Genomic DNA, 1,868 nt, shown 5'->3' with positions numbered 1-1,868 from the left:
GTGGCGCCGATGGTGCCGCCGGTGGTCACGCCCAGGTGCGGCACCACGAAATCGGCGCCGGCCTCGGTCATGGCCACGGCTTCCTCGGCGGAGAACACGTAGGGCGTGGTCAGCAGGTCGATGGCGTGGGCCTCGCCGATCATCTCGACCTCGGTGGAAAAGTTGATACCGGTCTCCTCAAGGCTCTGGCGGAAGGTGCCGTCGATGATGCCCACGGTCGGGAAATTCTGCACGCCGGAAAACCCGAGGTCTTTCAGCTTCTGGAGGAAGACCGGCATGATGATGAAAGGATCGGTGCCGTTGACACCCGCGATCACCGGCGTCTTCTTTGCCACGGGCAACACCTCGCCGGCCATTTCCAGCACGATGTCGTTCGCGTTGCCGTAAGCGAGCAGGCCGGCCGAAGACGCACGTCCGGCCATGCGGTAGCGGCCCGAGTTGTAGATTACGATCAGGTCGATGCCCGCAGCCTCTTCGCACTTGGCGGAGATGCCGGTGCCGGCGCCTCCGCCGATGATGGGTTGGCGGTTTTTGACCATGGCCTGGAACTTGGCCATGAGGGCTTGGCGCTCAAAACGCGGCATGAAAATCTCCTTGAAACGGGGGGCGAAAACGGAATGCCACGGGCTCATGACCCGTTGCGTGGACGGGGTTTGAGCGCTTGGAGGGCACCGGCAATGCCACTGCGGAACGACAGCACACACACCATGAAAATCAGACCGGTGACCAGCGTCACCCAGCCACCGAAAGCATCGAGGTAGTACTGCAGACCCACCACCAGGGTGGCGCCGATGGCGGGCCCGAATACGGTGTGCATGCCTCCGAGCAAGGCCATCAGCACCACGTCACCCGAAAGGTGCCAGTGCCCGTCGGACAACGAAGCCAGCTGGAACACCAGCGCCTTCATGGAGCCTGCCAAACCCGAGAGCGCGGCAGACAGTACGAACAAGGTGAGCTTGTAACGATTGACCGGGTAACCCAGCGACCGTGCGCGCGGCTCGTGCTCGCGAATCGCCACCACCACATGACCAAACGGAGAGTTCACCACCCGATAAATGAGCCAGAGCCCGCACAGCGTGAGCAACAGCACCAGGTAGTACATCGCGAATTCGTTGCGCAGGTCGATGACGCCCAGCAAGGTGCCGCGCGGGATCTGCTGCAGTCCGTCTTCCGCGCCGGTGAAGGGCAGTTGCAGGAAGATGAAATACACCATCTGCGCCAGCGCCAGCGTGATCATGGCCAGGTAGATGCCTTGGCGGTGGATGGCCAACGCACCAAACACCGCGCCCAACAGCGCCGCGAACAGCGTGCCGGCGAGCAGGCCCACTTCGGGCGGCAAGCCCCAGATCTTCACGACCAGGCCGGTGATGTAGGCGGCGCTACCGAAGAAGGCGGCGTGACCGAAGGACATCATTCCGCCAAAGCCGAGCAGCAGGCTGTAAGCGCAGGCAAACAGCGCCATGCACAGCAGCTTCATCACAAATACCGGGTACACCATCTGCGGTGCCCAAGGCACGACCAGTAGGCCCAACACCACCGCCACAAGGACCGTGCGCTGAAAACGGGAGAAGCCAGTCATGCCGAGCCCTCCCGGCCAAAGAGGCCTCTTGGGCGGAACAGCAGCACCAGCACCATGACCACGAAGATCACCGTGGTGGAGGCCTCCGAATACCAGACCTTGGTGAGCCCTTCGATCACGCCGATGCCCAACGCCGTGACGATGGAGCCGAACACAGACCCCATGCCGCCAATGACCACGATGGCGAAAACGATGATCACCAGGTTAGACCCCATGCCGGAATTCACATGCAGGATGGGGGCCACCAACACACCGGTGAACGCGGCCAGCGCGATGCCGCCCGCGTAGG

At 62.8% G+C, this 1,868-nt stretch carries 2 protein-coding genes and 1 pseudogene; all 3 read right to left on the bottom strand.

All coding sequences use genetic code 11. From position 1 onward, the window contains the following. The coding region (locus ABYB95_RS22710; RefSeq protein ID WP_372662365.1) for a phosphoenolpyruvate hydrolase family protein at positions 1 to 557 on the bottom strand (557 nt) is incomplete at its 3' end. Positions 558 to 628: 71 nt separating this feature from the next. Then, positions 629 to 1,579 (bottom strand): branched-chain amino acid ABC transporter permease, encoded by a 951-nt coding sequence (locus tag ABYB95_RS22705; protein ID WP_372662362.1) that lies wholly within the window; start codon positions 1,577 to 1,579, stop codon positions 629 to 631. After that, a pseudogene (locus tag ABYB95_RS22700) lies at positions 1,576 to 1,868 on the bottom strand (branched-chain amino acid ABC transporter permease); the annotation flags it as partial. The gene ABYB95_RS22705 and the pseudogene ABYB95_RS22700, both read right to left, overlap by 4 nt.

It is taken from the genome of Hydrogenophaga sp. (assembly GCF_041633695.1).
GTDB lineage: Bacteria > Pseudomonadota > Gammaproteobacteria > Burkholderiales > Burkholderiaceae_C > Hydrogenophaga.
The sequence above is the reverse complement of the archived record's forward strand: the minus strand, read 5'-3'. Positions and strand labels throughout refer to the sequence as shown.

Excerpts from the sequence above, each read along its gene's own strand:
- ABYB95_RS22705 (WP_372662362.1), bottom strand. The coding sequence starts at position 1,579 with ATGACTGGCTTCTCCCGTTTTCAGCGCACGGTCCTTGTGGCGGTGGTG.